Origin of the sequence: Pseudomonas sp. Pseu.R1 (genome assembly GCF_045764065.1) — a bacterium.
In the GTDB taxonomy this organism is placed as follows: Bacteria; Pseudomonadota; Gammaproteobacteria; order Pseudomonadales; family Pseudomonadaceae; genus Aquipseudomonas.
Genome location: NZ_JBJGEE020000002.1, coordinates 1 through 8728, shown reverse-complemented (window position 1 = coordinate 8728; position 8728 = coordinate 1). Strand labels below are relative to the sequence as shown.

The 8728-nt window shown below is 61.5% G+C and carries 6 protein-coding genes; 5 read left to right on the top strand and 1 reads right to left on the bottom strand.

The features are described from left to right. The 4 genes from ACI5GA_RS29140 to ACI5GA_RS29125 all read left to right on the top strand — a co-directional run. Positions 1 to 177 (top strand): acyl-CoA dehydrogenase family protein (locus tag ACI5GA_RS29140; protein WP_421425567.1); only part of this gene is annotated, 177 nt, incomplete at its 5' end. A 16-nt stretch (positions 178 to 193) separates the two neighbouring features. Beyond that, a complete protein-coding gene (locus ACI5GA_RS29135) occupies positions 194 to 1801 on the top strand; it encodes a carboxyl transferase domain-containing protein (RefSeq protein ID WP_421425566.1) in 1608 nt (535 codons plus the stop codon). Positions 1802 to 1815: 14 nt separating this feature from the next. After that, complete coding sequence (locus ACI5GA_RS29130; protein ID WP_404637729.1) at positions 1816 to 2637, top strand: gamma-carboxygeranoyl-CoA hydratase; 822 nt, start codon at positions 1816 to 1818, stop codon at positions 2635 to 2637. Further along, positions 2634 to 4592, top strand: a complete 1959-nt coding sequence (locus ACI5GA_RS29125; protein WP_421425565.1) for an acetyl/propionyl/methylcrotonyl-CoA carboxylase subunit alpha — start codon at positions 2634 to 2636, stop codon at positions 4590 to 4592. Before ACI5GA_RS29130 ends, ACI5GA_RS29125 begins: the two co-directional genes overlap by 4 nt. Before the next feature lie 99 nt (positions 4593 to 4691). On the opposite strand, the gene ACI5GA_RS29120 is transcribed toward ACI5GA_RS29125, so the two are convergent. Next, entirely contained in the window at positions 4692 to 8171 is a 3480-nt protein-coding gene (locus ACI5GA_RS29120; protein ID WP_421425564.1) for an indolepyruvate ferredoxin oxidoreductase family protein, read from the bottom strand. Positions 8172 to 8380: 209 nt separating this feature from the next. On the opposite strand from ACI5GA_RS29120, the gene ACI5GA_RS29115 reads away from it, so the two are divergent. After that, positions 8381 to 8728, top strand: a 348-nt coding sequence (locus ACI5GA_RS29115) for an Lrp/AsnC family transcriptional regulator (protein ID WP_421425563.1), incomplete at its 3' end; no start/stop codon positions are given.

Genomic DNA, 8728 nt, shown 5'->3' with positions numbered 1-8728 from the left:
GAGCGCGCGACGCAAATGGCGCTGGACACGATCCAGATTCTGGGCGGCAACGGCTACATCAATGAATTTCCCGCAGGCCGCTTGTTGCGCGACGCGAAGCTCTACGAAATCGGCGCAGGGACCAGTGAGATCCGTCGCATGCTGATCGGTCGCGAACTGTTCAACGAAACCCGCTGAGCGTCTCGGAGGCTGTATGACCATTCTGCATACCCGCATCAATCCGCGCTCGGCGGAGTTTTGCACTAACAGCGATGCCCTGCGCAGGCAAGTCGACGCACTTCATACGCTGCTCGCGCACGTGTCTGAAGGTGGCGGCGCCAAAGCGCAGGAGCGCCACACCTCCCGAGGCAAACTGCTGCCCCGTGAGCGCATCAATCGCTTGCTGGACACTGGGTCACCCTTTCTCGAACTCAGCCAGTTGGCGGCCTACGAGGTCTACGGCGAAGACGTTCCGGCTGCAGGCGTGATCGCCGGAATTGGCCGCGTCGAAGGCGTCGAATGCATGATCATCGCCAACGACGCGACAGTGAAAGGTGGCACCTACTACCCGCTCACTGTGAAGAAACACCTGCGCGCCCAGACCATCGCCCAGCAAAACCGCCTACCCTGCATCTATCTTGTGGATTCGGGTGGCGCCAACCTGCCCCGTCAGGACGAGGTTTTCCCCGATCGCGAGCATTTCGGACGGATCTTCTTCAATCAGGCCAACATGAGCGCTGAAGGCATTCCGCAAATCGCGGTGGTCATGGGCTCCTGCACCGCAGGCGGCGCGTATGTGCCGGCCATGGCGGACGAAGCGATCATGGTCCGCCAGCAGGCGACGATCTTTCTCGCAGGTCCTCCTCTGGTGAAGGCCGCGACGGGCGAAGTGGTCAGTGCCGAAGAGCTGGGCGGCGCCGATGTGCACTGCAAGGTTTCCGGCGTGGCCGACCACTACGCCGACAGCGACGAACACGCGTTGGCCATCGCTCGCCGCAGCGTCGCCAACCTCAATTGGCGCAAACAGGGTCAGCTGCAGTTTCGCCCCCCCGTTGCGCCGCTCTACGCCAGTGACGAACTCTATGGCGTGATTTCAGCAGACCCCAAACAGCCCTTCGATGTACGCGAAGTCATTGCACGGCTGGTGGACGGCTCTGTATTCGATGAATTCAAAGCCCTGTTCGGCACCACGCTGGTGTGTGGCTTTGCCCATGTCCATGGCTACCCCATCGCGATCCTCGCCAACAACGGCATTCTGTTCGCCGAAGCCGCGCAAAAAGGCGCGCACTTCATTGAACTGGCCTGCCAGCGGGGCATTCCGCTGCTCTTTTTGCAGAACATCACCGGCTTCATGGTCGGGCAGAAATACGAAGCAGGTGGCATTGCCAAACACGGGGCCAAGCTGGTCACCGCCGTTGCCTGCGCCAACGTCCCCAAATTCACCGTGATCATCGGTGGCAGCTTCGGCGCCGGGAATTACGGCATGTGCGGCCGGGCGTACGACCCTCGTTTTCTATGGATGTGGCCCAATGCCCGGATCGGCGTCATGGGCGGCGAACAGGCCGCAGGTGTATTGGCCCAGGTCAAACGCGAACAGGCCGAACGCAGCGGCCAACCCTTCAGCGCGGCACAGGAAGCCGAGATCAAGCAGCCGATCCTCGATCAGTACGAACATCAAGGCCACCCCTACTATTCCAGCGCCCGGCTGTGGGACGACGGGGTGATCGACCCGGCCCAGACCCGCGACATCCTGGGCCTGGCCATCAGCGCCGCGCTCAATGCCCCCATCGAACCGAGCCGCTTCGGCGTGTTCCGCATGTGACCCGAGGAGCGACCATGACTGATTTTGACACCCTGGAACTTGAGCGTGACCCTCGTGGTTTCGTGACGCTCTGGCTCAATCGTCCGGAAAAGAACAACGCGTTCAACGCGCAGATGATTCGCGAACTGATCATCGCGCTGGACCGCATTCAGGGCGACAGCACCCTGCGTTTCATGCTGTTACGCGCCCGCGGCAAACATTTCAGTGCGGGCGCCGATCTGGCCTGGATGCAGGAATCCGCGAACCTGGACTACAACACCAACTTGGGTGATGCCCAAGAGTTGGGCGAATTGATGTACAACCTGGCCAAGCTCAAATTGCCCTCGCTGGCCGTGGTGCAGGGCGCCGCCTATGGCGGCGCGCTGGGGCTGATCAGTTGCTGCGACATGGCCATCGGCGCCGATGATGCGCAGTTCTGCCTGTCGGAAGTGAAGATCGGCCTGGCCCCTGCCGTCATCAGTCCGTTCGTGACCCAGGCCATCGGCGAACGCCACACCCGTCGTTATGCGCTGACGGGAGAACGTTTCAATGGCCTGCGGGCGAAGGAGATCGGTTTGCTGGCCGAGTCCTGCCCCGCCGCCGAGCTTGAGCCACAGGTGCAGCGCTGGATTCAGAATCTGCTGCTCAACAGCCCGCAGGCCATGCGCGTGAGCAAGGAATTACTGCGCGAAGTCGGCCACGGCGAACTGAGTCCGTCGCTGCGTCGCTACTGCGAAAACACCATCGCTCGCATTCGAGTCAGTACGGAAGGTCAAGAGGGCTTGCGGGCCTTCTTGCAAAAACGCGAGCCGAGCTGGCGCGCCGAGTCGGATGAACCCAAGGGAGCGCGTTCATGAGTGACCAGGCACGCAACACCTTCACCTCGTTACTGGTGGCCAATCGCGGCGAAATAGCTTGCCGAGTGATGCGCACCGCCAAGGCCATGGGACTTTCGACTGTCGCCGTACACAGTGCGACCGATCGCAACGCGCGCCACGTACGCCAAGCGGATCTGGCGGTGGATTTGGGCGGCAGCAAGGCCGCCGACAGCTATTTGCAGATCGACAAGCTGATTGCCGCCGCTCAAAACAGCGGCGCTCAGGCGATCCATCCGGGTTATGGATTTCTCTCGGAGAACGCCGGTTTCGCTCGGGCTGTCGAAGCCGCCGGACTGGTATTTCTCGGCCCTCCCGCCTCAGCGATTGACGCCATGGGCAGCAAATCCGCCGCAAAATCCTTGATGGAATCCGCCGGCGTACCGCTGGTGCCCGGTTATCACGGCGAAGCGCAGGACGCGGCCACCTTTCGTGAAGCCGCTGCGCGCATCGGCTACCCGGTGCTGCTCAAGGCAACGGCGGGGGGCGGCGGCAAAGGCATGAAGGTGGTCGAGCGGGACGAAGACCTGGCCGACGCGCTGGCCTCGGCGCAGCGCGAAGCCCAGTCATCGTTCGGGGATGCACGGATGTTGGTGGAAAAGTACGTGCTCAAGCCACGCCATGTGGAAATTCAAGTGTTCGCCGACCAGCACGGCCATTGCCTGTACCTGAACGAGCGCGACTGTTCGATTCAGCGCCGCCATCAGAAAGTGGTCGAAGAGGCACCAGCGCCGGGCCTGACACCTGAACTGAGGCGCGCCATGGGTGAAGCCGCCGTGCGTGCGGCGCAGGCCATCGGCTATGTCGGCGCGGGCACCGTGGAGTTTCTGCTGGATGCCCGTGGCGAGTTCTTTTTCATGGAAATGAACACCCGCTTGCAGGTCGAGCACCCGGTCACCGAAGCCATCACCGGGCTGGATCTGGTGGCCTGGCAGATTCGCGTCGCCCAGGGCGAGCCGCTGCCCATCACTCAGGAGCAGGTGCCATTGAACGGGCACGCGATTGAGGTGCGGCTGTACGCCGAAGATCCTGCCCATGATTTCCTGCCTGCCACTGGCACTCTTGAAGTCTATCGAGAATCAATGGCCGGACCGGGACGTCGTGTCGACAGCGGTGTGGAGGAAGGCGATGAGGTGTCGCCCTTCTACGACCCGATGCTTGGCAAACTGATCGCCTGGGGCGAAGACCGCGAGCAGGCGCGCCTGCGGTTACTCGCGATGCTGGACGAATTTGCCATTGGTGGGCTACGCACCAATCTGGCATTTCTGCGCCGGATCATCGCGCACCCCGCCTTCGCCGACGCCGAGCTGGATACCGGGTTCATCCCACGTTATCAGGCGGATTTGCTGCCTGTGGCCGAGGGGTTGTCAGACACTTTCTGGTCGTTGGCGGCCAACGCCTGGCGTCTGAGCACGCCCCGCCGCACGCGCGAAGACGACCCACACTCGCCGTGGTCCGCCATCAGCGGCATGCGTCTGGGGTTGAATCAGGACGTGGGCCTGTCGCTGGGTTGCCTCGATGAAACCCGCCATATCGTGCTTTGCGGCGTACTTGAGGGCATTCAGTTGCAAGGCGACCAACTCGTCTACGAACAGCACGGTGTTCGCCATCACACCCTGGCGATTCGTCGTGATGACACCCTGTACCTGGGCTGGAACGGCGAACTGCACGCTGTCCACCGCGTTGACCCGATTGCCGCGAGCGAGGCCAGCCATGGCGCGCACGGCGGCCTCAGTGCGCCCATGAACGGCAGCATTGTTCGGGTGTTGGTGGAAATCGGTCAGGCCGTCGAAACCGGGACGCCGCTGGTGGTGATGGAGGCGATGAAAATGGAGCACAGCATTCGGGCGAATCAGGCGGGCGTGGTGTCAGCGCTGTATTGCACGGAGGGTGAAATGGTCAGCGAGGGGGCGGTGTTGGTGGAGATCAGCGTATAAAGCACCTTGTAGCCGTCCGGCTTGCCGGCGGTAGCGATCAACATGACGCCACCGCCGGCAAGCCGGCCTGCTACAGGAGCACACCGGCGTATTGCCGACCTACGCGGCCACCTCAAATAGTTTCGGCAACTCCACTTCCCCGCTGATCAAGCTCTGACGTAAACGCTCGGCCTGTAACGCCGCCGCGTTCATCGCCGCTTCCTTCACATGCCCATAGCCACGAATACGTTCCGGCAAGCGTGCCAGGCTCAGGGCCGTGTGGCGATTGGTGGGCGTCAATTGCGTGAGGATCAGGTCGATATCCGCCACGTAACCCTCGATCAACGCCCGCTCCTGACGTCGCTCCAGGCTGCGTCCAAAGGGATCGAACGCCGTACCGCGCAGGAATTTGAACGTCTTCAGCACGCCGAAGGCTTTCAGCATCCAGGGACCGAAACTGCGTTTGCGCGGCGTGCCACCTTGCGAATCACGCTTGGCCAGCCACGAGGGCGCCAGATGAAACTCCAGTCGGTAGTCGCCCTCGAACTGCGCGTATACCTGACGGATGAATTCGCCATTGCTATAAAGGCGGGCCACTTCGTACTCATCTTTGTAGGCCAGCAGTTTGAAATAGTTGAACACCACAGCCTCGGTCAACGCCGGTTGCTCGCCCGGAAACAAGCGCTCCTCCGCCGCACGCACTCGCTCGACCAGCGCCCGGTAGCGCTCGCCGTATGCCGCATTCTGATACTCGCCGAGGGTTTTAACGTTATTCATCACACGCTGTTCCAGAGTCAGCGGCTCGGCCAAGGGCGTTGACTCAGGATGGGCCGCAGCTTGCACGGCAGGCAGGTCGAACGCCGCACGACGCCCCCAGATAAAAGCCTGCTGATTGAGATTGACCGAGACACCATTAAGCTCGATGGCCTTCTCGATGGCCGCGGCCGACAACGGAATCAGGCCTTTCTGATAAGCAAAGCCGAGCATGAACAGGTTAGTGGCAATGCTGTCGCCCATCAGCCGGGTCGCCAGATCGGTGGCAGGTACAAAATGGGTCTTGTCCGCTCCCACCGCGTCACGGAGGGTTTGCATCATCGCGTCGGCCGGGAACTCGGCATCCGGGTTGCGGGTGAATTCAGCGGTCGGGGTCTGCTGGCTGTTGACCACCGCATGGGACTTGGCGCTGTTGAGTTTGGCGATGGCATCCGGCCCGGAGGCCACCAGCAGATCGCAACCGAGCAGCAAATGCGCTTCGCCTGCGGCAATACGGACGGCGAACAAATCTTCCTGGCGAGCCGCGATACGAATATGGCTGACCACCGGGCCGAATTTTTGCGCCAACCCTGCCTGATCCAGCACGCTACAGCCCTTGCCTTCCAGATTCGCGGCAAAGCCCAGCATCGCCCCCACGGTGGTCACGCCGGTACCGCCCACGCCGGGCAGCAGGATATTGAACGGTTGATCCAGGCCTGGCAGCGTCGGCTCAGGCAATTGGGCGAACGTCTGCACCTGCTTCGGTAACTGCGGCTTGCGCAGTTTGCCGCCGTGCACGGTGACGAAGCTCGGGCAGAAGCCTTCGACGCAACTGAAATCCTTGTTACACGCACTCTGATCGATTTCGCGCTTACGCCCCTCAGCGGTCTCTTTGGGCAGGATCGACAGGCAACCCGACTTGGCGCCGCAATCGCCACAGCCTTCACAGACTGCCGGGTTGATCACGGCACGTTTGTTCAGATCAGGCATCGTTCCGCGTTTGCGCCGACGGCGTTTCTCGGTCGCGCAGGTCTGGTCGTAGATGATCACCGACACGCCTTTGAACTCACGCAGCTCGCGCTGGACGCTGTCCAGGTCGCGGCGATGATGGAACGTGGTGATCGGCGCGAACGCATCACGGCTCGGGTACTTGTCCGGATCATCCGAGACCAGCGCGATGCGCTGCACGCCTTCGTTGAACACCTGACGGCTCAGTTGATCCACCCGCAAGATACCGTCGATGGGTTGCCCGCCAGTCATGGCGACGGCGTCGTTGTAAAGAATCTTGTAGGTGATGTTGACCTTGGAGGCCACCGCCGCGCGCAGCGCCAGATGCCCGGAATGGAAATAAGTGCCATCGCCGAGGTTTTGAAACACGTGAGGCGTTTCGGTGAATGGCGCCTGACCGATCCAGGTCACGCCCTCGCCGCCCATCTGGGTGAAGGTATCGGTTTCCCGGTCCATCCAGATGGTCATGTAATGACAGCCAATTCCCGCCAGTGCGCGGCTGCCTTCCGGGACTTGGGTCGAGCTGTTGTGCGGGCATCCTGAGCAGAAATGCGGCGTGCGCTGGGTCTTGAACAGCGGCGCCGCGAGGGCCTTCTCTTTCTCCAACAGAAATTGCAGGCGTGCCTCGATTTGCGGACCGCAATAGATCGGCGCCAGGCGTCTGGCGATCACCCGGGCAATCATGGCCGGGGTCAATTCCGCCAGGTTGGGCAGCAACGAGCGCCCTTCTTCGTCGAACTCGCCGACCACCCGCGGACGCTTGTCCACTGGCCAGTTATAGAGCTGCCCGGTCAACTGGTCCTCAATGACGCTGCGTTTTTCCTCGACCACCAGAATCTCGTCCAGACCTTCGGCGAAGTCGTGGACCGACACCGGTTCCAGCGGCCAGCTCATGCCGACCTTGAGCACCCGAATACCCACGGATGCGCACAGCGCTTCGTCAATGCCCAGCTCTTCAAGGGCCTGGCGCACGTCGAGGTAGGATTTGCCGGTGGTAATGATGCCCAGGCGCGGCTGCGGTGAATCGATGACCACTTTGTTCAGCTTGTTGGCCCGGGCAAACGCCCGCGCGGCGTAGATTTTATAGGTGTTGAGGCGGGCTTCCTGCGCCAGCGGCGGATCAGGCCAGCGAATGTGCAAGCCGTCTTCGGGAAGCTGGAAGTCCTCGGGAACGTGCGTTTGAATGCGCAGTGGATCGACCTCGACCACGGCGGAGGAATCGACATTTTCGGCAATGGTCTTCATCGCTACCCAACACCCGCTGTAGCGCGAAAGCTCCCAGCCGATGATGCCGTAATCGAGGATTTCCTGAACGTTGCTCGGGTTGAGCACCGGAATCATCGAGGCGATGAACGCGTGTTCACTCTGGTGCGCAATGGTCGAAGATTTGCAGCCATGGTCGTCGCCCGCGAGGATCAGCACCCCGCCCTTTTCCGCGACACCTGCCGAGTTGCCATGTTTGAACACGTCGCCGCAACGGTCGACACCCGGCCCCTTGCCGTACCACAGCGCGAACACACCGTCGTATTTGCCATGGGGAAACAGATTCACTTGCTGGCTGCCCCAGACCGCAGTGGCCGCCAGTTCTTCGTTGACACCGGGCTGGAAGTGGATGGCGTTTTCCCGGAGGTAATTCTTGGCGTCCCACAGGCTTTTGTCGAGATTGCCCAGTGGCGAGCCACGGTAGCCGGAAATGAAACCGGCGGTGTTCAGCCCTCGCGCCTCGTCGCGTTGCTTTTGCAGCATGGGCAGGCGGGTCAACGCCTGGGTTCCGGTGAGGTACAGGTTACCGGTTGCGAGCCGGTACTTATCGTCCAGACGGATGTCGGCCAGGGACATTCAGGCACTCCTTTGTTGTTATTAGGTGCATGTTGAATGCAGCGACGCAGCCTCGTGAACCACGACCGCCGTGGCGCCGGGACGGTTCAGCCCGACGCGCTCAGGGTCAATACTGCCTGTGCGGTGCGGGCTTTTTCTTTCTAAATGGGCCGAAATCTGCTCATATCCTGCATGCCTGTTCCACTTCAAGAATAAAAAAGGGTCAATTCATGCAGGTCAAACTCAGCCCCATCGATCGCAAGATTCTTCGCCTGTTGCAGCACGACGCCGGGCTTTCCGCAGCGGACATCGCCGAGCGCGTCGAGCTCTCGCAATCGCCCTGCTGGCGGCGGATCAATCGGCTGGAAGAGGAAGGCGTGATCGAACGCCGGGTCGCGCTGCTCAATCCGGACAAACTCGGCCTGACCATGACGGTATTCGTCGACGTGAAACTCTCAGGCCACGGGCGGCGCTACCTCACGGAATTCGAAGAAGCGATCATCGGCTACCCCGAAGTGCTGGAGTGCTACACCATGGCCGGGGACATGGATTTCATGCTCAAGGTGGTGGTGCAGGAC

Bases quoted from the DNA above. Each gene is read 5' to 3' on its own strand.
- ACI5GA_RS29120 (WP_421425564.1), bottom strand. From the start codon at position 8,171: ATGTCCCTGGCCGACATCCGTCTGGACGATAAGTACCGGCTCGCAACC.
- ACI5GA_RS29125 (WP_421425565.1), top strand. From the start codon at position 2,634: ATGAGTGACCAGGCACGCAACACCTTCACCTCGTTACTGGTGGCCAAT.
- ACI5GA_RS29130 (WP_404637729.1), top strand. From the start codon at position 1,816: ATGACTGATTTTGACACCCTGGAACTTGAGCGTGACCCTCGTGGTTTC.
- ACI5GA_RS29135 (WP_421425566.1), top strand. From the start codon at position 194: ATGACCATTCTGCATACCCGCATCAATCCGCGCTCGGCGGAGTTTTGC.